Source organism: Streptosporangium sp. H13245, from assembly GCF_055690525.1.
Genome location: NZ_JBSZKT010000002.1, coordinates 469,923 through 488,167, shown reverse-complemented (window position 1 = coordinate 488,167; position 18,245 = coordinate 469,923). Strand labels below are relative to the sequence as shown.

General features: G+C 70.9%; 16 protein-coding genes. 8 read left to right on the top strand and 8 right to left on the bottom strand.

The window, feature by feature from the left end; all coding sequences use genetic code 11:
• Positions 1-54 precede the first annotated feature (54 nt).
• Together ACW9TB_RS06110 and ACW9TB_RS06105 are read left to right on the top strand one after the other, a co-directional pair.
• Entirely contained in the window at positions 55-417 is a 363-nt protein-coding gene (locus tag ACW9TB_RS06110; RefSeq protein ID WP_472746942.1) for a MerR family transcriptional regulator, read from the top strand.
• Between the two features lie 302 nt (positions 418-719).
• Entirely contained in the window at positions 720-2,186 is a 1,467-nt protein-coding gene (locus ACW9TB_RS06105) for a peptidoglycan D,D-transpeptidase FtsI family protein (RefSeq protein WP_472746941.1), read from the top strand.
• 248 nt (positions 2,187-2,434) lie between these two features.
• Here the strand turns inward: ACW9TB_RS06105 and ACW9TB_RS06100 are convergent, their stop codons facing one another.
• Positions 2,435-4,312, bottom strand: a complete 1,878-nt coding sequence (locus tag ACW9TB_RS06100) for an ABC transporter ATP-binding protein (protein WP_472746940.1) — start codon at positions 4,310-4,312, stop codon at positions 2,435-2,437.
• A 167-nt stretch (positions 4,313-4,479) separates the two neighbouring features.
• On the opposite strand from ACW9TB_RS06100, the gene ACW9TB_RS06095 reads away from it, so the two are divergent.
• From ACW9TB_RS06095 to ACW9TB_RS06080, 4 genes are all read left to right on the top strand, one after another.
• Positions 4,480-6,987 (top strand): tetratricopeptide repeat protein, encoded by a 2,508-nt coding sequence (locus ACW9TB_RS06095; protein WP_472746939.1) that lies wholly within the window; start codon positions 4,480-4,482, stop codon positions 6,985-6,987.
• Between the two features lie 598 nt (positions 6,988-7,585).
• Positions 7,586-8,362 (top strand): AMP-binding protein, encoded by a 777-nt coding sequence (locus ACW9TB_RS06090; RefSeq protein WP_472746938.1) that lies wholly within the window; start codon positions 7,586-7,588, stop codon positions 8,360-8,362.
• A gap of 167 nt (positions 8,363-8,529) precedes the next feature.
• On the top strand, positions 8,530-9,312 hold the full coding sequence (locus ACW9TB_RS06085; RefSeq protein WP_472746937.1) for an SDR family NAD(P)-dependent oxidoreductase: 783 nt from the start codon (positions 8,530-8,532) through the stop codon (positions 9,310-9,312).
• A gap of 216 nt (positions 9,313-9,528) precedes the next feature.
• A complete protein-coding gene (locus tag ACW9TB_RS06080) occupies positions 9,529-10,263 on the top strand; it encodes a hypothetical protein (RefSeq protein WP_472746936.1) in 735 nt (244 codons plus the stop codon).
• 23 nt (positions 10,264-10,286) lie between these two features.
• On the opposite strand, the gene ACW9TB_RS06075 is transcribed toward ACW9TB_RS06080, so the two are convergent.
• Positions 10,287-11,273, bottom strand: coding sequence for an ArsR/SmtB family transcription factor (locus ACW9TB_RS06075; protein ID WP_472746935.1), 987 nt, complete (start codon positions 11,271-11,273; stop codon positions 10,287-10,289).
• 66 nt (positions 11,274-11,339) lie between these two features.
• On the opposite strand from ACW9TB_RS06075, the gene ACW9TB_RS06070 reads away from it, so the two are divergent.
• Entirely contained in the window at positions 11,340-12,551 is a 1,212-nt protein-coding gene (locus tag ACW9TB_RS06070) for an MFS transporter (protein ID WP_472746934.1), read from the top strand.
• Positions 12,552-12,633: 82 nt separating this feature from the next.
• Here the strand turns inward: ACW9TB_RS06070 and ACW9TB_RS06065 are convergent, their stop codons facing one another.
• The 5 genes from ACW9TB_RS06065 to ACW9TB_RS06045 form a co-directional block, all read right to left on the bottom strand.
• Positions 12,634-13,203 carry a DUF1707 SHOCT-like domain-containing protein gene (locus ACW9TB_RS06065; protein WP_472746933.1) on the bottom strand — a complete coding sequence of 190 codons (570 nt, stop codon included), beginning with the start codon at positions 13,201-13,203 and terminating at the stop codon, positions 12,634-12,636.
• 35 nt (positions 13,204-13,238) lie between these two features.
• Positions 13,239-14,042, bottom strand: coding sequence for an ABC transporter permease (locus ACW9TB_RS06060; protein ID WP_472746932.1), 804 nt, complete (start codon positions 14,040-14,042; stop codon positions 13,239-13,241).
• Positions 14,039-15,010 carry an ATP-binding cassette domain-containing protein gene (locus ACW9TB_RS06055; protein ID WP_472746931.1) on the bottom strand — a complete coding sequence of 324 codons (972 nt, stop codon included), beginning with the start codon at positions 15,008-15,010 and terminating at the stop codon, positions 14,039-14,041. Before ACW9TB_RS06055 ends, ACW9TB_RS06060 begins: the two co-directional genes overlap by 4 nt.
• Before the next feature lie 103 nt (positions 15,011-15,113).
• A complete protein-coding gene (locus ACW9TB_RS06050) occupies positions 15,114-15,662 on the bottom strand; it encodes an EXLDI protein (protein WP_472746930.1) in 549 nt (182 codons plus the stop codon).
• A gap of 309 nt (positions 15,663-15,971) precedes the next feature.
• Positions 15,972-16,613, bottom strand: coding sequence for an MBL fold metallo-hydrolase (locus ACW9TB_RS06045; protein ID WP_472746929.1), 642 nt, complete (start codon positions 16,611-16,613; stop codon positions 15,972-15,974).
• A 264-nt stretch (positions 16,614-16,877) separates the two neighbouring features.
• Between ACW9TB_RS06045 and ACW9TB_RS06040 the strand changes: the two genes are divergently transcribed.
• Positions 16,878-17,282 (top strand): VOC family protein, encoded by a 405-nt coding sequence (locus tag ACW9TB_RS06040; RefSeq protein ID WP_472746928.1) that lies wholly within the window; start codon positions 16,878-16,880, stop codon positions 17,280-17,282.
• Between the two features lie 242 nt (positions 17,283-17,524).
• On the opposite strand, the gene ACW9TB_RS06035 is transcribed toward ACW9TB_RS06040, so the two are convergent.
• Positions 17,525-18,211 (bottom strand): TetR/AcrR family transcriptional regulator, encoded by a 687-nt coding sequence (locus tag ACW9TB_RS06035; protein ID WP_472746927.1) that lies wholly within the window; start codon positions 18,209-18,211, stop codon positions 17,525-17,527.
• Between the last annotated feature and the right edge of the window lie 34 nt (positions 18,212-18,245).

Below are 18,245 nucleotides of genomic sequence, written 5' to 3'. Positions count from 1 at the left end.
TGTGCTCGGCAGGGGCGACTTTCGGTTAGGTGGTTATTGATGGTGCCCACGGGTGTGAGCGTGTACACGCCGGGACAGGTGGTGGAGGAGACCGGCTTCAGCCTCGACACGCTTCGCTACTACGAGCGGATCGGGTTGCTGGAGTCGATCGGCCGCAACGCGGCCGGACAGCGCCGGTTCACCCAGGAGGACGTCGGCTGGCTCGGCATGGTCCGCTGCCTGCGTGACACCGGCATGCCGATCGCGGAGATGCTCCGCTTCGCCGAGATGACCAGGGCGGGTGACCACACGGTCCGCGACCGCATCGCGCTGCTCGAAGCCCACGACCGGCGGGTGCAGGAGCAGGTCGAGAACCTGCGCGAGAAGCAGGTCGCGATCCGCAACAAGATCGCGTACTACCACTCGGTGGCCGACTAGAAACCGCCCGGTTCACGTCGGCGGGAGGTCGAACGCGGGACCGCTCGCATCGGCGGGGAGTCGGGCGCGGGACCGCTTGTGCCGGTGGGAGGTTGAGTACGGGGCCGTTCGTGGCGATAGGAGGTTGAGCGCCGTGCGGCCCGCGTCGGCGGAAGCCGGGAGTCCGCGTGGTTCGTACCGGCCGTGAGCCCTGAGGCTTATGGCCGTTCGGAAGTCGTACGACGGCTTTGCCCCTGGTCGAGGTGCCCTTTTCGGTCCGGCTGTTAAACCGGTATTCGGGGCCGGGTGTCCGGGGAGGGGTCATGGTCGCACCACGCGCGCGCCGGATCAACATTCCGCTGCGCCACGTCGCCCTGATGTGCGGGGGGATGCTGTTCGCCCTTCTCGCCAACGTGACCTACCTCCAGGCGCTGGACTCCGAACGGCTCAACGAGGACCCGCGCAACCGGCGCACGATGATCGCGCGCTTCGAGAGCCCCCGGGGCAGGATCCTGCTCCGCGACGGTACGGTCATCGCGACCAGCCGCGAGGCCAGGAACGCCACCTACCGATACCGGAGGGTCTATCCCGGCGGCCCGCTCTACGCCTCGGTCACCGGGCACTTCTCGCTCTACGGCACCGGCGGCGTCGAGCAGGCCGAGGACGCCCTGCTGTCCGGGAACGACCCCCGGGTGCGGGTGCGCGGGCTGGTCGACGGCACCCGTGGCGGCGCCACACTCAGGCTCACCATCGACCGGGGTGCCCAGCGGGCCGCCTACGACGGGCTGCGCGCCACGGGAAAGCCCGGCGCCGTCGTCGCGATCGATCCCCGCACCGGCGCGATCCTGGCCATGGTCTCCCTGCCCTCGTACGACCCGAACCTCTACACCAGCTTCGACGCGGCCAGGCTCGACAGGGTGGACAAGCGGCTGCGGGGCGACCCCGCGGACCCGCTGCTGAACCGGGCGATCCAGCGGAACTACCCGCCGGGGTCCACCTTCAAGATCATTACCACTGCGGCGGCGCTCGGCTCGGGGCGGTACGACCTCGACACCCGCGTCAGCGCCCCGAAGTCCTTCCGCCTTCCCGGCACCGGCACCTACCTGCGCAACGCCGGTGGCGCCACCTGCGGTGACGGCGCCCCCCGGCTGCTCCGGGCGTTCAAGCTCTCGTGCAACACCCCCTTCGCGAAGATCGGGGTCGACCTCGGCCAGGACGCGCTGCGCGAGCGGGCCGAGGCCTTCGGGTTCGACACCGACGACCTGGAGGTGCCCATGCCGGTGGCCAGAAGCGTCTATCCCCCCGAGATGGACGATGCGCAGACCGCGATGTCGGCGCTGGGACAGTTCGACGTCCGGGCCACCCCGCTCATGATCGCGATGATCGCGGCGGCGGTGGCCAACGACGGCTCGCTGATGCGCCCCCATCTCGTGGACGAGGTCCGCCTCGTCGACGGGACGGTGATCGACGTGACCGAGCCCTCGCCGTACCGCCGCGCGCTCGGCGCCGAGGAGGCCGAACGGCTCACGGCGATGATGATCGCCGCCACCGGGAAGGGAGGTACCGGTGCCGCCGCGGCCGTCGAGGGGGTGAAGGTCGCGGGCAAGACCGGTACCGCGGAGAACGCCGTCCCGGACGAGGACCACGCCGTCTTCAGCGGCTTCGCACCGGCCGCCTCCCCCCGGATCGCCGTCGGGGTCCTGGTCGAGGGCGGCGGGCCGGGCGGGCGGGTGGCGGCCCCCATCGCCAAAGCCGTCATCGAGGCCTTCCTGGGCGGCCAGGCGGAGTAGCTCCCCGGCCTCCCGGCCCCGGCCCCGGACGACGCCGGGCCGAGGAGGTTCCGGCCCGAGGGTGACATCGGGCCCGGGAACTCTCTCCCGGAGGCGGCGGAGGCCGTCGTCGAGGTCGTTCCCGGAGTTCCTGAAGTGCCAAAAGCCCTGAAAGTGCCGAGGCCGTTCCTGAAAGTGCCGAAGATCCCCGAAAGTGCCAAAGCCCCCGGAAGTGCCAAAGCCCCCGGAAGTACCGAGCCCCCCGGGAGTCAGGCGGAGTAGGCCCTGGCCTGGAGGCCGTAGAGGTCGGCGTAGAGGCCGTCGAGGACCATGAGGTCGTCGTGGGTGCCCTGCTCGATGACCCTGCCGTGGTCGAGGACGTAGATCCGGTCGGCGTACCGGACGCTCGCCAGCCGGTGGGTGATCAGCAGTACGGTGCGCCCGTCGGCGTGCCGCCGGATGCGTTCGAACAGGGCGTGCTCGGCGCGGGCGTCCAGGGCCGCGGTGGGCTCGTCGCAGATCAGCAGCGGGGCGTCCCGGTGGAAACCCCGGGCCACCGCGATCCGCTGCCACTGGCCGCCGGATAACTCTTGGCCGTCCTTGAAGCGCCGGTCTAGCAGGGTGCTGTAGCCGTGCGGAAGCTCGGCCACCACCTGGTCGGCGCCCGCGACCTCGGCCGCCGCGACGAGCGCGGGCTCTCCCTTGTCGGTGCCCATGCTGATGTTGTGCCGGGCGGTCAGCGGCCAGCGCGTGTGGTCCTGGGCGATGACCGCGATGCGGTTCCGCAGCTCGTCGGGGTCGACGTCCGCCAGGTTCGTGCCGTCCCAGCTGACCCGGCCGCTGTCCGGTTCGTACAGTCCTGACAGGATCTTGGCCAGTGTGGTCTTGCCCGAGCCGTTCTCCCCGACGAGGGCGACCACCTCGCCCTTGTCGATGGTCACCGTCAGCCCTTGGAGCGCCGGGTCGGTGGAGCCCGGATAGGTGAAGACGACGTCCTCGGCGGTGATCCGCTCGAAGCTCTCCGGTGCCCTCGCCGGGCGCCCCGAGGGCAGCTTGCTCTCGGCCTCGGCGCAGAAGTCGAGGAAGTCGGTGAAGTACAGGCCCTCCTCGTAGAGGCGGTTCGTGGCGTACATCAGGTTGGCCAGATAGCTCTGGCCGGAACGGATCGCCAGCACGGCGGTGCCCGCGACCGCCAGGGGGACCGCGCCCACCGCGAGCAGCACGCCCAGGGCGACGTAGACCAGGGCCGTGCCGACGCCGCCCAGCGCCTCGCCCACGATCCGCGCGAGCATCTGCCGCCGCGCCAGGCTGAGCATGACGTCCTGCTCGGCCGTGGCCACCGCGTCGTACATCCGCATCAGGAAGCCGCGCATGGTGAACGAGCGCACCTCCGCGGCCGGGTCGCGCTCCGCCAGCAGCTCCGAGATGATCCACTTGCGGCGGGTGGCCGGGATCAGGGCGTACATGGTCGTGTAGCGCATGCGGGCCGAGCGGACCGCCGCCCACGCGTCGGGGAGCACCGCCAGCACCAGCAGCGGCAGCAGGACCGGGTGGAGCACCCCCAGCACGCCCGCCGCGGCGACGATGCCGATGATCGCGGTCAGTACGTTGATGGTCGTGCTCACCACCACGTCCGCCATGGAGACCCCGCGCGCCCTGGCCCGCTGGAGCGCGTCGTGGAAGTCGGGGTCGTCGAAGGCCACGAGGCCGACCTGGCTGGTCAGCCCGTACAGACGTTCTTCGGCGATCCGGCCGACCTGGGGGTCGAGCCGCGACTGCGCCCAGCCCGCGCCCGCCTGCGTGAGGGTGCTCAGGGTCGCGGCCACCCCCACCATGACCAGGCTGGGCAGCGCGGCCCGCACCCGCTCGGGGGTCGGTCCCGCCTCGAACAGCGCCGACAGCACCCCGGTCGTGGCGAGCAGCCCGAACGCGGTGAAGATCCCGCTCAGCAGGCTCAGGGTGATCGCGACGGCGGTGTCACGGGGGCTGGCCAGCCACGCCAGCCTGACGGCCTGCGACACCAGTGCCGGAAGCCTGCGGGCGATGGTCAGGAAGCCGACCTTCGTCATCTTGTCGGTGTGCGCGTACCACTCGGAGAGGCTGAGCTCGCCAAGCTCGGGGGCCGGGTTGGCGGGGGAGTCTGTCATGGGAGCAGTGTGAGTCGCCGTACCGGTGATGGCCATCGGATGGCCGTGGGCGGTCAGGGCGGGGCAGGATAATCCATAGGCCGGAAAAGAGGCTAAGAGTGGGCATGGTTCGGTAATTGATGTCACACTTTCTGTGACGGTTCTATCCGCGACTTCTTTAAGAGCCGATGACCCAGGACACCGCACACGCCTCCTTCACCGGAGGCAACCTTCCCCTCGAACCCAACGGCTTCGTGGGACGTGAAGCCGACGTCGAAGAGCTCATCGACCTGCTGGGCGTCGCCCGGGTGGTGACGCTCTGCGGGGCGGGAGGCATCGGCAAGAGCAGGCTGGCGGTCCGGGTCGCGAGCCAGGTGGCGGGGGAGTTCCCCGGCGGTGTCTGGCTGGTCGAGCTGGCCGACGCGGTGCGCGGCGACCAGATCGAGCCCCGGGTCGCCGCCGTGCTCGGGGTCAAGGCCGAGCCGTCCCGCGCGCTGGCCGACACCCTGATCGACGCGCTCGGCGACCGGCGGCTGCTGCTGGTCATGGACAACTGCGAGTCGCTCATCGAGGAGTCCGCGCGGTTCTGCCGCGCCGTGCTCACCGTCTGTCCCGGCGTACGCGTGCTCACGACCAGCCGCGAGCCGCTCCGGGTGGCGGGGGAGACCGTGTGGCGGGTGCCGCCGCTCACCCTGCCCAGGAGCGGCGGCCACGACCTCGGCACCGGCGAGGCGGTGCGGCTCTTCCTCGGCACCAGCGAGGCGGTGCGGCTCTTCGCCGACCGCGCCGCCGCCGCCTCACGGGCCTTCTCCGTCACCGAGCAGAACGCGGCCGACATCGCCGGGCTGTGCGAGGCGCTCGACGGGATGCCGCTCGCCATCGAGCTCGCCGCCGCCCTGTGCAGGGTGCTGACCGTGGAGCAGATCAACGCCAGGATCAGGGACAGGTTCCGGTTGCTGTCCGCGGGCGACAGGACGGCCCCGGCCAGGCAGCAGACGCTCAGGGCCACCGTCGACTGGAGCTACCAGCAGCTCAACGAGCCCGAGCGGATCCTCCTGCGCCGGTTGGCGGTCTTCACCGGCGGCTGGACGCTCGACATGGCCGAGCAGGTCTGCGCGGGCAACGCGCTGTGGGCCGAGGACGTCCTGGGGGTGCTCTGCGACCTGGTCGACAAGTCGCTGGTCCTGGCCGACGCCGAGGTGGCGGGCGAGACGCGTTACCGCATGCTGGAGACGATCCGCGAGTACGCCACCGAGCAGCTCGACGCCTCGGGCGAGGAGCCCGAGTTCCGGCGGCTGCACCGCGACCACATGATCGAGGTCGCCGCCAGGATCCACCAGACGATCGTCCGGCGCCCCCGCCCGACCTGGCCCGAGATCTGCCCGATGCTGGTCATGCTGGACGAGCTCCAGACCAACGTGTGGGCGGCGGTGCGCTGGTCGGTCGAGTCCGCGGGCGACACGGAGAGCGCGCTGCGCCTCCTCGTCCTGCTGCGCTGGCCGATCATCGCCGGGGGGAGGTTCACCCCGGCCGACAAGTGGCTCGACCGCCTGCTCGGCGCCGCCCCCGAGGAGCTGACGCCGTGCGTACGCGGCGACGCCCTCGCGCTGCGCGGGCAGGTGGCCTTCGGGCAGGGCGACCCCGACGCCGCGCAGGTCGCCTGCACCGCCGCGATCGACCTGTGCCGCGAGGCGGGCCTGTACGGGCCGCTCAGCGGCGCGCTGGCCATCCTCGCCTGGGTGGCCATCTACCAGCGGCGCCCCGAGACGGCCAGGTCCCTGCTGGACGAGGCGCTGGAGGCCGTGAGCACGGTCGACGACCCCTGGCACGAGACGGTCATCCGCTCCATGGAGGGCACGTTCGCGCTGTCCGAGGGCAGGGCGAAGGAGTCGCAGCGGTCCTTCGAGGCCGCGCTGGCCATCGCCCACGAGCTCGACAACCACTGGGCCGCGCCGGTCGCCCTCATCGGCCTCGCCCAGGTCGCCTGGCTCCGCGGCGACCTGGCCGAGGCCCGTGCCCACTACGAGCGTGCCCTCGACATGCTCCAGGACATCACCGCCCACTGGCAGGCCATCACCTGCCTGTCGGGGCTGGGCCGGATCGCGCTGGCCCAGGGAGACCTCGTCGCCGCGCGGGACAGGCTCACCGAGAGCCTGCGGCTGTGCATCGGGACCGGCCAGCGGCTCGGGGTGGCCCGCCGCATCGAGACGCTCGCGCAGCTCGCGCTCGCCGAGGAGGACGACCGCCGGGCGGTGCGCCTGGCCGGGGCCTCCGCCGCGATCAGGAGCGCGATGAGCGGCGCCGTGCTGCCCCCGGGGTTCGGGGCGCGGATGGAGGAGCTGCTCCAGCCCGCCCGGGTACGCCTCGGCGACGCGCTGGTCGCCCAGCTGTGGGCGCACGGCAAGGAGATGTCCCAGGAGCAGGCGGTCCGCTACGCCCTGCAGTTCGACGAGCCGTACGAGACGCCCATCCTGCTCGGCAAGCACCCGGTCGTGGCCCCGCTGACCACGCTGACCTGCCGCGAATGGGAGATCGCCGAGCTGATCGCCAGGGGGATGAGCAACAAGGCCATCGCCGACGACCTGGTGATCAGCCCCGCCACCGCGGCCCGGCACGTCGCCAACATCCTGGCCAAGCTCGGCTTCTCCTCCCGTACGCAGGTGGCCACCTGGGTCATCGAGCAGAACCGCTCCTAGCCCGCGCGCGCACGTGCGTTCTCCGGAGCGCGCTCACGGGCGTTTTACCGAGCGTGCTCACGTGCGTTTTCCCGGGCGTGTGAGTTCTACATACTCCCGACTACACATTCGAGGGTGTTTCGGGGGCGTGAAGATACATCTCGGGATACGCAGTCCGGAGCATGTGTCACGCCCGCCGCGCGCCGTACGTTTTCCTGGTGTTCGACCGATGACGTCCAGCCTTCCGCACCGTGCCGGTCACAGTTCCGGTCCGGGACGGCAGGTCCACACCATCCCGGGCGTCTCGGTCGAGCACGCCGCGGACGTCGCGTGTCCCTGTTTGATGACCGAGGTCCCCTCGGAGGGGTGGGGGCCTGGGGCATGGGTCATGCGACAGCGGGCTCGAGTCGCGCAGGGCTCGGGCCCGCCCATCGCCTTTCCGGGGTCTTCCTCGTCGCGGGGGCTCCGAAGCCACGTTCGTCAGGGCTTCGGAGCCCCGTTCGTCGGGGTTTCGCAGCCCTTTGGCCAGGTTCCCCGCCGGGGGCGGGGAGCGAATACACAGTCATCTACATACATCTACGGATGCCCGCGCGGACGGAACGGCCCTACCGTCTGCGGAATGAGACCCACCTCTCCGTCAACCAGCTGCACCCTCACCGAAGCGGTGTTCGGCTACGCACACGGTCGAGGTGATCGACCAGCGCTGATCGACCTCGGTGCCGGGGTGGTGTACGGCTACCGTCGGCTGGCCGCGGAGGTGACGCGGGGAGCGTCGGGCCTGGTGAGGCGAGGGGCCAGGCGGCGCCAGGTGGCCGGGATCCACGTGGACAGCGCGGTGGCCCAGACGCTGGCGGTGCACACGGTCATCGCGGCGGGAGGGGTGGCGGCGCCGATCACCTCCGGGTGCGAGGAGATGGCCGACCTGCTGGCCGAGTGGGACGCGCGGCTGCTCATCACCACCCCGCGCCTGGCGGACGCGTCGCTGCGGGCCGTGGAGGACTCGCGGGTCCGGCAGGTGATCGCGTTCGGCCAGGCCCGCGACACCGTCGACTTCGCCGACCTGCTGCTCCTGGAGCCCGTCCCGCTGCCCTTCCTCGATCCGGCGGTGCAGCCCGCGCTCCTGGTCGACGACGGGGGCGTGCTCACCCACCACGACCTGATCACGCGGATGAACGTGCTCGACGAGGGTGCCGAGCTGGGGAAGTCCGACGTCCTGCTGGTGACCTGGCCCCTGAGGTGCAGCCTGGCCATGACGACGCTGATCGGGCTGGCGCTGATGCGCGGTTCCCTGGTCGTCGTGGCCCCCGGCCTCTCGCCCGACGAGCTGTCGGCGACCATCCACGACTTCGGCATCACGGTCGTGGCCCTGCCCGACGGGGCCGTCCAGCGCGTCTGAGATGTCCTGACATGTACTGAAGTGTCCGTGCGGGTCTCCCGACTGCCGGAGCCTCGGGAGACGGCTGACCAGGGCTTTCTTCCCGGCCCGATGGCCGTCCGGCGGCGTGTGTGCCCTTCCCCTGGGTACTTAACGATCAGCATGTTCTGAAAAAGGGGACCGTTTCCATGGCGCGCATTCTGATCACCGGCTCCACCGACGGCCTCGGGCTCATGGCCGCCCGGCTGCTGGCTCACGACGGCCACGACGTCACCCTGCACGCGCGCAACGACACCCGCGCCGGTGACGCGCGTGACGCGCTGCCGGAGGCGGAGGCCGTCCTCATCGGCGACCTGACCACCGTCGAGGGGATGCGGTCCGTGGCCGTCCAGGCCAACAAGCTGGATCGCTACGACGCGATCATCCACAACGCCGCCGTCGGATACCGGGAACCGGACAGGATCGAGACCGCAGACGGCCTGGCCCACGTGTTCGCGGTCAACGTGCTCGCCCCGTACCTGCTCACGGCGCTCATCACCCCGCCCGCCCGGCTGGTCTACCTGAGTTCCGGCATGCACCGCGGCGGGGACCCCGGGCTGGACGACCTCCAGTGGACCACCCGGAGCTGGGACGGTTCGCGGGCGTACGCCGACAGCAAGCTGCTGGACGTCGTCCTGGCGTTCGCGGTCGCCCGCCGGTGGCCGGACGTGCTGTCCAACGCGCTCGAACCCGGCTGGGTCCCGACGAGGATGGGGGGTCCCGGCGCGCCCGACGACCTCTCGCTGGCCCCCGTGACGCAGGTGTGGCTGGCCACGAGCCAGGACCCCGAGGCCACCGTGACCGGTGGCTACTTCCACCACCAGGAACCGTGTTTCGCCCATCCCGCCGCGCGGTCGCCCGAGGTGCAGGACGGCCTCCTCGACGCGTGCGCCAAACTGACCGGCGTCCCGCTCCCGTCGCACGCGGTGTGACCGGCGTCCCGCTTCCGTCGTACGTGGCGTGAGCGGTGTCCCGCTCCCGTCGTACGCGGTGTGAGCGGCCTGTCGCGGCCACGGGCCTGCGGCTCGCCCCCGGCCCCGCGGCGGTTGTCCACGACACGGCCTCCCCGGCCGGTTCCTCGCGCGGCCCCGTGACCTGGCGTTCCCCGGCGGGCTGAACCGGACGGGGCCCGCCGACGTCTCATCAGCATGCGACCGGTTGTCCTCACGCTCCTCATCGCGCTGACCGCCTGCGGCGCGCCCGCGACCGCGGCTCGAAGTACGGACCCGCCCGAGCCCGCGGCTCGAAGTACGGGCGCGTCGGCCGCTCCCGCCTTCGCCGCCGCCCTGACCTCAGCTCCGATGAGGACGAAAGCAGGATCCGGGTGCGTTCCGGCTCCTTCCAGGAAGCTGAACGTCAAACCGCTCCGGCAGGCGGTCTTCGACTACGCCCCCTTCAGCTCCCCGGAGAAACTCGCGGAGAAGGCCCCGTTGGTCGTCGCGGGAACCGTCAAGGACTTCGTGGCGGGGCCGGTTGTCGTGAGGAGCGAACCCGTCATCCGTACGTACCACGTGCTGATGCGGGTGCGGGTGACCGAGCGGTTCAAGGGGCGGCGGGCCGGGCTGGTCCACGTGAGGTTCTTCCAGGGCGGGCTGGTGAACGGGAAGCCCTTCTACTCGGTGGCCGACTTCCGGCGGGCGGTGCCCGCGGGGACCCGGATCCTGCTGTTCGCCTATCCGGATGTTCGCGAGGAGGGAGCCACGACCAAGAACCGGACCGTCCTTCCGGCCCGGACGCCGATCTACGCGGCCCACCCGCAGGGGGTGCTCCTCGGCAGTGGCCTGAAGGTGGTCGGGGGCATGGAGGAGGTCTATCCGGCCTCCCGCTGGGCCGATCCCTGCGGCCTGGACGGCATCGTCACGCGGCTCCGCGCCGCCGGGTGAGCCGGTCCTGACGTCCCTGCTCCTCAGGGCCGGAGGCCCGAGGGGCTGACCAGGGAGTCGCCCAGCGCGGTGCGGTGGTACAGGACACCGCGGCCGGTGCGGCTCCCGGTCACCAGGCCCGCCCTGCGCAGGGCGGAGATGTGGCCGCCCACGGTTCCCAGGCTCAGCTCCAGCAGGGTCACGAGCTGGGTGGTGGTCGCCGGGGTCGCCAGCTCCAGCAGGAGGCGGGTCCTGGTCCTGCCGATCAGCCCGGCCAGGCCGTCCGGCGTCTCGGGCGGGATGCCGGTGCCCCGGGCCGGATAGCTGATCGCGTACGGCCAGTGGTCCTCCAGGTAGGAGCCGACCCCGGTGGGGAACACGGTCGGGACGAAGAGCAGCCCGCGCCCGTCGAGCCGGTGGGTCTCGTCCGCGCCCCTGGAGATCACCTCGATGACACCGTCGGGACGCCACCGGATCCGGGGGTTGAGGTCGTCGAGCGCCGCCGCCCAGCCGTAGGTCGCCAGGCGGCCCGCCCGCTGGACCACGTCCCGTTCCAGGATCGCGTGGAAGCGCGGCCACGCGGGGGAGACGATCTCCTGCCAGATCGCGGTCAGCGCCTCGGCGAACAGCCGTACGACGTCCGGTGAGAACAGCACGTCCTCGACGGGCCGCGAGGGGCGCGGCATGCCCTCCAGGTTCCTGGTGATCTCGTCGTGCGCCCGCGCCGCCGGGGTGGCGCGCACCACCGCGATCTCCGCCTCGAACGGGGTGTTCACCCCGGCCGGTGGCGGAGCGGGGAAGTCGGCGTTGTAGTGCCGCTCGCGGAACAGCGCCACCATGGCCCCCAGCCCGGGGTGCGCGAGCAGTAGTTTCCCGTACGGCTCCCGCATCCTGCCGGCCCACGCCCGCCACTCCCCGGACTCCCTCCTGCCGGAGAGGATCCAGAGCGCGTGGTGGGTCACGATGAGCGGGGAGATGGCGAACCTGCTGGCCATGATGTCGTGCGGGGTGACCTCGATGCGGAAGACCATTGGGCGACCTTTCGGATATATCCGAAAGTTTAGCCAGTCGTCCCGGTGTCTCCCAGCATCGTGTCCATGACCACACAAGAGCGCGGCGCGACCTACACGGAGGTCTTCGCGAGCCGGGAGTTTCGTGTCCTGTTCGGGAGCTTCACCCTCCTGGTGGCGGGGGACCAGGTCAAGATGCTGGCCCTGTCGGCGCTGGTCTACGCGCGGACCGGCTCGCCGGGGCTGTCGGCGGCGACGTACATGGTGGGGTTCCTTCCCTACATCGTCGGCGGGACGTTCCTGCTCTCGCTGGCCGACCGGATCCGGCCGCGTGCGCTGATGGTCGCCGGTGAGCTGCTGCGGGTGGTGACCTGCCTGCTGCTGGCCTTCGCCGGGATGCCCGTCTGGGCGATGCTCGCGCTGGTCCTGGTCACCGGGCTGTTCTCGCCGGTCTTCGGGGCGGCGCGCAGCGCCCTCCTGCCCGATTTGCTGCCGGGCGACGCGTTCGTGCTGGCCAGGTCGGTGCTGAACGTGACGTCCGCCGGGGCCCAGATCGGCGGCCTGGCGGCGGGCGGCGCCATCCTCGCCCTCGCGGGACCCTCGGGGGCGCTCGCCGTCACCGCCGTACTGTCCGCCCTGGCGGCCGTGGTGCTGCGCCACGGCCTGCCCGACTTCCCCGCCAGGAACGCCGGGAACCCGGTGGGTGAGGGTGACGGCGCCGTGCGGGAGACACTGCGGGTCAACCGGGCCCTGCTGGCGGACCCCCGGGTACGCGGCCTGCTGCTCGCGCAGTGGCTGCCGGTCTCGCTCGTGGTGGGTGCCGAGGCGATGATGGTCCCGTACCTGGGGAACACCGCCGGGTTCGCGCTCGCCGCCGCCTCCGTCGGCCTGGCGGCCGGGAGCTTCGTCGTCGGCCGGTTCGTCTCGCCCACCGGCAGGGAACGGCTGGCGTTCCCCTTCGCGGTCGTGTCGGGCCTTCCCCTGCTCGCCTTCGCCGTCCGGCCGGGGCTCGCCGGGGCCGCGTTGGTCGTGATGCTCTCCGCGGCGGCGTCGACCGCCTGCCAGCTGGGGTTGCAGCGGTGGTTCGTGGACGCGGTGCCCGAACCGGTGAGGGGTCAGGCTTTCGGCCTGGCCTCGGCGGGGATGATGACCGGCCAGGCCCTGGGCGGCGTCCTGGTCGGTGTCGCCGCCGAGGTGACCTCCCCGCACACGGCCATCGTCCTCACGGGAACCGCGACCGTCGTCTGCTCCCTCGCCCTGCGCCGGTCCCTGAGAACCGGCGCACAACGGCCCGCGTGACGATGTCCGTCCCAGGGGAGGTTCCGCCCGCGAGCCGGATCGACGAACCCGGCTCGCGCTTTTGACGCCCTTCCCGGCGGGCCTACCGGCCGGGGCCGGACCACCCGCGTGAGGTGCGGACGCGCAGGCGGCCGTATTCGAGCTCCCCGGTGATCCGGACGTGCAGCACGCCCGGACGTGGGCGGCCGGGGGCCGCGCTGGTCACGCTGCCCCATTTGGTGGTCACCCCGTCGACGTTCGCGGTCGCGCCGGGCGGCAGGATGATCGTGGCGGAGCCGTAGGGGAGCCGGAGCTCGATGTCGATCTGCGGATGCCGTACGAGGGCTTCGGACAGGTCGAGCCGCACCCCGCCGTACTCGGACTCGACGCGCAGCAGGCGTGGCACCTGCCAGTCGCCCGACCGCTTGATGCGTCCGCCCGTGGACGTCAGCCGGAGCACGTCGTCCGGGGCGTCCTGGGCGTCCTGGCCGTCCGTGCCGTCCGGCAGGTCGGCGATCAGCGGCAGGAGTTCGCCGTGGGACTTCGCGGTGAGCGCGCGTTCGAGTCGTTCCTCCATCTCGCCGGGGCCGAGGCGACCGTCGGCGAACGCCTGCTGGAGCTGCTGCACGACCCTGTCGCGTTCTCCGTCGGAGACGCGTATCCGTGGTTCCATCTGCGTTTTCTCCTTTTTGGCTTCGCCGAGCCGGGTCACTGGCTGACCGCTCTCTTGTACAGCCGGATGGACAGGGGGACGAACACGGCCAGGAGCAGCGCCGACCAGAGCAGCGTCGCCGGTACCGCGTGCTGGAGCGGCCAGGCGGCGGGCACCGGCATGGCCGCGTTGGTGTTGCCGAAGAGCTCACGAGCGGCCTGGACGACCGTGGAGACGGGGTTCCACTCCGCGACGACCCGCAACGGGCCTGGCAGACGGGTGCTGTCGACGAAGGCGTTGGACAGGAAGACCAGCGGCATCGACACGATGGTGGCGATGTTGTTGAAGACCTCGGGCTTGCGCAGGGCCAGCGCGACCGCCGCGGTCACCCACGAGAACGCGTACGCGAACAGCAGGAGCAGCAGGAAGCCCAGCACGGCCCGGTACGGTTCCGAGTGGACGCGCCAGCCGACGGCCAGCCCGACGAGGGTCATCGCGACGACGCTGCTCACGTTCATGAGGACGTCGCTGGAGGTCTGGCCGGTCAGCACCGCCGACGGGGACATGGGCAGCGTGCGGAACCGGTCGAAGATGCCCTTCTGCAGGTCCAGGGTGAGCGTGTAGCCGGTGATCTGCGCGCTCGTCACGATCGTCTGGACGAAGATCCCGGGGATCATGTACTCCTGGTACGACATGCCCGGCAGGCTCATCATGCTGCCGAAGACGTACGCGAACAGCAGCACGAACACGATCGGGAGGATGATCACGCCGCCCAGCAGGTCGGGCGCTCGCCTGATCTTGAGGACGTTACGCCTGGTGATCGTCATGCCGTCGGCGACGGCCATCTGGAGGGCGTTCATCGGCCGTGTTCCCTCGTCGTGGTGAGCTCGCCGGTCCGGTGTCCGGTGAGGGTGAGGAACACCTCGTCCAGCGTCGGCCGCCGCAGTCCGGCGTCGCGTACGGCGATGTGCTCGGCGGACAGGTGACCCAGGGCCTTGGTGAGCGAGTCCGTACCGCCGCTGACCGGGATCGTCAGCTGGAGCGTGGCGTCGTCGACCCGCATCTCCCCCGCGGCCAGGGGAGCCAGCGTGCGCCGTACGACGTCCAGGTCGGCGGCGCTGGTCACGGTCAGCTCGACGCGGTCGCCGCCGACCTGGTCCTTGAGCTCGTCGGCGGTGCCGAGCGCGATCACGCGGCCGTGGTCGACCACCGCGATCGTCTTCGCCAGCCGGTCGGCCTCCTCCAGATACTGCGTGGTGAGCAGCACGGTGGTGCCGTCGGCGACCAGCTCGGAGATGACGTCCCACAGGCCCGCGCGGGCCCGGGGGTCGAGGCCGGTGGTGGGCTCGTCGAGGAACAGCACCGGCGGATCGGCGACCAGCGCCCCGGCCAGGTCGAGGCGCCGCCGCATGCCGCCGGAGTAGCCCTGTACGGGACGGTCGGCCGCCTCGGACAGGTCGAAGCGTTCCAGCAGCTCGCGGGCCCGCTGCCTGCTGCGCTTGACGCCGAGGTGGTAGAGGCGGCCGACCATCTCCAGGTTCTCGGCGCCGGTGAGGTGGTCGTCAACGGCGGCGTACTGGCCTGAGGCGCCGATGTGGGCGCGCAGCCGCTGCGCGTCGCCGACGACGTCGAACCCGGCGACCGTGGCGCGGCCGGAGTCCGGCCTCAGCAGGGTCGTCAGGATCCGCACGGTCGTGGTCTTTCCCGCGCCGTTGGGGCCGAGCAGGCCGAAGACCGTGCCCTGGGGGACGGACAGGTCCAGCCCGTCGAGGGCGACGACGTCGCCGTACTTCTTGACCAGTCCTTCGGCGGTGATCGCGGGGGGCATCCGGGTTTCTCCTTCGTTCGTTTTCGCTTGTTCGGGGGATGAGGGCGTGACGGGGTAGCGGGCGGTCGCCTGTCGACCGTCCGGTTACGTTCTCGGGTTGGGGTTAGATGTCGAGGTCCTCCACGACGGGACGCTCGGCCATGTCGGCGATCAGGTCGTAGAACTCGTCGGGGACCTTCCCGCGCAGTTCCTGGAAGGTGTTCACGACCTCAAGCGTGGCCTCGCCCTGGACGAAGCCCCAGCTTGAGTCGGCCAGGCCGAGATAGGTCCGCCACGCGCCGCGAGAGAGAAGACCGTCAAGCCAGTTGTCGGACCCCGAGGTCAGGCTGTCCGTCCAGTCGGGCGAGCGGTCCACGTGCAGGACGTATTTGTTCTTACGCGAGCGGTACACCCGGAACATCTCCACCCGGCTGCCCGTCGTGCGTCCCCACTCGCCGAGCAGCACCCCGGAGAAGCGCTGCTTGCGGCCCGTGCCCCCCTGGCCGACCTGCACGATGATCTCCTCGTAGCCCTCCTGGCGGCCCTCCTCCATCTCGACGTAGCGCCGCAGCGCCATGCTGATCGCCGTCGACAACTTGCCTCCGGCGAGCTCCTGCGCCCGCTGGAACAGCAGCAGATCCTCGTCCGAGACGTAGATCGTTTTATTGGGCATCGTTCCATCCTTATCCCGTATACGTATAAGGCTACGTATAGAGTGAGGCGCACGGCAAGAGTCTTGGGAAATTTCGCGTTATGTCGTGACTTTTCACGAGTTGGTCGCTGGAAGGTCGGTCCAGGTGGATCGGGTGTCGTACCGGGCGGGAGGTGTGGCCCCTCGCAGGGGTGATGAGGACCGCTGGGGCGCGAGTGGCGGTCAACTTCAAGAAGGAGTCGCGACCCCTCGGAAGGGTGATGAGGACTGGCGCGCCGGTCACCGTTGGCCTGCTGGAGCTGCCGTTGGGACCCCTCGGAGGGGCGCCGATCAGAGTTCGACGCTCTCGCCGGGCTTGAGGCGCCGGATGTCGGCGCCGAGCTTCTCGGCCTCGCTGGCGAGTACGCTCTCCAGCACCTTGACGCCCCAGTCGTTGATCAGCCCGTCGTGGATCGCGTACGCGCGCCGGGGGGCCATCGTCCGCAGGTAGGCGATCAGGTCGGGAACCGTCATCCAGGGGGCCTGGCCGGGCACCAGCAGGGTCGGCACGTCGACGACGGTCAGCGCGTCGCCCGGGTGGAGGACCTCCCCGTCGACGACGAAGCCGACGTTGTCCACCGGGGGCACGTCAGGATGGCTGAAGTGGTGTTTCTCGCCCACGACGGTCACCTCGAATCCGGCGATCGGCAGCACGTCCCCCTCACGCACGACCCGTACGCGCTCACCCAGCTCGGTCAGGTGCCGGGCCACGCCGGGGCAGGTGTGGACGACGAGACGCGGGTCCTCGGCGACGGCCGCGCGCAGACGCTCGGGTTCGAAGTGGTCGAAGTGCTCGTGCGTGACGAGCACGGCTTCGGCGCCGGTGACGGCCTCGGCCTCGGGTGTCATCGCACCGGGATCGATGACGAGGCTCCGCCCGTTCTTCTCCAGCCGTACACACGCGTGTCCGTACTTAGTGAGTTTTATCGTCATGCGTCTCATGCTGCTCGCCTCGCCGCGCCTCCTTGATCGGATCCGCCAGGGGCGAACGAGCGAACCACTCGCAGCCCTCGTCCATCCCGGCTGCACCAGATTGTCGCAATCATCAGGTTGCTATACTGATATGGCAACCAAATGATTGCTATAAGGGTGCCGGATGTCGATCCCCGATCGCGTCGAGCGAACGCCTGCCCGCGACGGGGACCGCGCCCCGCGCGCCCTCAGCGCCCACATCGACCGCGATCAGGAGACCCAGCCATGAGACCCACGTTCCAGGGCGGCCGCAACATCGCCATGAAACTGCCCAAGGCCCAGTTCGACCGTACCGTCGCCTTCTATCGGGATGTGCTCGGCATGGAGGTGGCCGAGGAGGGTGGCGAGGGGGTGGACGGCGTGGTGGCGCAGTGCGCGTCCGTCCAGTTCGGGCCGGTGAAACTGTGGTTCGACCAGGTGGACAACTACGCCCAGGCGCAGGTGTGGCTGGAGCTTTTCACCGACGACGTGGAGCTGGCCACCCGCCACCTCGCCGAGCACGGCGTGCATCCGCAGGACGAGCTTGAGCCACTGCCCTCGGGCCTGGCCGCTCACTGGATCGGCAACCCGGCCGGGATCCCGCACATCGTGCGGCTCCCGGACGACGTGAGCGACCCTTCGCGATCCTGACGGCGGAGGCCGGGTAGGGGCGGCTCGCACGAAGGCGGCCACTACCCGGCAGGTGCCGTACCGGTCACAACGGCGCCGCCACCACCGGCGCGGATCCCCGTCGCGATCCATGATCGCGAAATGTCACCGGGGTGCCGGACGGCTGTCCTCCCCGAACCACCTCGCGTCCCTTGCTGGTCGATGCCGGTTTGGGCGCGTGATCGGCGCCATCGTCGGATACCTCGCCCTGTCGGTGGAACGGGCTATTTCCCGCCTCGGGACGACGGGCGGGCGAGCAGGCCGGTGATCAGGACTTCGAGTGTCTCGCGGAGGGCCGTGGTGAAGTCCAGGCGCATGGCGGCGAGTGACGGGTCGGCCTCGTAGGCGGCCAGCATCGCGGCGGCCGGGCGCGAGTGGGTCCACACGGCCCCGGTCACCATGACGGTGACGGCGGTGAACCTCATCGCGTCGTGCTCGCCCAGCTCGCGGACGTGCTCGCCGACCAGCCGACTCAGGGTGACGGCGTTGGCGATGGAGGTGCGCTTGTAGCGCGCGGCGACCTCCGGGGAGACGTTGTGCTCCAGCACCGCGGCCTGGGAGGCGAGCAGGTCGCACAGGATCGGGTGGTCCGCCAGCGAGGCCGCGAGGGTGGCGGCCACCTGGTCGCCGCGCTCGTACGGCGAGTCGGCGTCGACCGTGGCGGCGAGCGCGTCGCCGAGCCGACCCAGCCACTCCCGTGAGGCGACGTCGAGCAGTTCGAGCAGGACGGCCTCGCGGGACTCGAAGTAGCGCAGCACGTTCGACTTGGCCAGGCCGACACGGCGGCTCAGCTCGTTGAGGCTCACCTGTGCCACCGGCATCTCGGCCAGCATCGCGGCCGCGGTGTCCAGGATCGCCCGCCTGCGCACCGCGCGCTGCTCCTCGCTGCGCGCGCGTTGGAAGGTCGTCATCCCCGCAGTCTACAGACCGGCGGTCCCTTGTTAA

Bases quoted from the DNA above. Each gene is read 5' to 3' on its own strand.
- ACW9TB_RS06090 (WP_472746938.1), top strand. From the start codon at position 7,586: ATGAGACCCACCTCTCCGTCAACCAGCTGCACCCTCACCGAAGCGGTG.
- ACW9TB_RS06050 (WP_472746930.1), bottom strand. From the start codon at position 15,662: ATGCCCAATAAAACGATCTACGTCTCGGACGAGGATCTGCTGCTGTTC.
- ACW9TB_RS06070 (WP_472746934.1), top strand. From the start codon at position 11,340: ATGACCACACAAGAGCGCGGCGCGACCTACACGGAGGTCTTCGCGAGC.
- ACW9TB_RS06080 (WP_472746936.1), top strand. From the start codon at position 9,529: ATGCGACCGGTTGTCCTCACGCTCCTCATCGCGCTGACCGCCTGCGGC.
- ACW9TB_RS06095 (WP_472746939.1), top strand. From the start codon at position 4,480: ATGACCCAGGACACCGCACACGCCTCCTTCACCGGAGGCAACCTTCCC.
- ACW9TB_RS06100 (WP_472746940.1), bottom strand. From the start codon at position 4,312: ATGACAGACTCCCCCGCCAACCCGGCCCCCGAGCTTGGCGAGCTCAGC.
- ACW9TB_RS06040 (WP_472746928.1), top strand. From the start codon at position 16,878: ATGAGACCCACGTTCCAGGGCGGCCGCAACATCGCCATGAAACTGCCC.
- ACW9TB_RS06045 (WP_472746929.1), bottom strand. From the start codon at position 16,613: ATGACGATAAAACTCACTAAGTACGGACACGCGTGTGTACGGCTGGAG.
- ACW9TB_RS06065 (WP_472746933.1), bottom strand. From the start codon at position 13,203: ATGGAACCACGGATACGCGTCTCCGACGGAGAACGCGACAGGGTCGTG.
- ACW9TB_RS06075 (WP_472746935.1), bottom strand. From the start codon at position 11,273: ATGGTCTTCCGCATCGAGGTCACCCCGCACGACATCATGGCCAGCAGG.
- ACW9TB_RS06055 (WP_472746931.1), bottom strand. From the start codon at position 15,010: ATGCCCCCCGCGATCACCGCCGAAGGACTGGTCAAGAAGTACGGCGAC.
- ACW9TB_RS06085 (WP_472746937.1), top strand. From the start codon at position 8,530: ATGGCGCGCATTCTGATCACCGGCTCCACCGACGGCCTCGGGCTCATG.
- ACW9TB_RS06105 (WP_472746941.1), top strand. From the start codon at position 720: ATGGTCGCACCACGCGCGCGCCGGATCAACATTCCGCTGCGCCACGTC.
- ACW9TB_RS06060 (WP_472746932.1), bottom strand. From the start codon at position 14,042: ATGAACGCCCTCCAGATGGCCGTCGCCGACGGCATGACGATCACCAGG.
- ACW9TB_RS06035 (WP_472746927.1), bottom strand. From the start codon at position 18,211: ATGACGACCTTCCAACGCGCGCGCAGCGAGGAGCAGCGCGCGGTGCGC.